The following is a 236-nucleotide window of genomic DNA, read 5'->3' as shown; positions in this document are numbered from 1 at the left end:
TCTCTTCAAACGAAGCCATTGACTGCCTGATGTTCAGCTATCAAATGGAACATCCGGACGAACATCAAAACGTCAGACAATTGATCGGTAAGCTTCATGAGCGCCAACAAAACGTGCCGGTCTTCCTGTTGGGCGATCGGGAAAAAGCCCTCGCCGCAATGGATCGCGACCTGCTGGAGCTTGTCGATGAATTCGCCTGGATTCTGGAAGATACCGCCGACTTTATCGCCGGACGC

1 protein-coding gene is annotated in these 236 nt (G+C 52.1%); it reads left to right on the top strand.

The genetic code is table 11. The annotated features are described in order from the left end of the window. The coding region (locus tag CF394_RS05730) for an Orn/Lys/Arg decarboxylase N-terminal domain-containing protein (protein ID WP_207761692.1) at window positions 1–236 on the top strand (236 nt) is incomplete at both ends.

Origin of the sequence: Tetzosporium hominis (assembly GCF_002265435.1) — a bacterium.
Taxonomy (GTDB): domain Bacteria; phylum Bacillota; class Bacilli; order Bacillales_A; family Planococcaceae; genus Chryseomicrobium; species Chryseomicrobium hominis.
The sequence above is the reverse complement of the archived record's forward strand: the minus strand, read 5'-3'. Positions and strand labels throughout refer to the sequence as shown.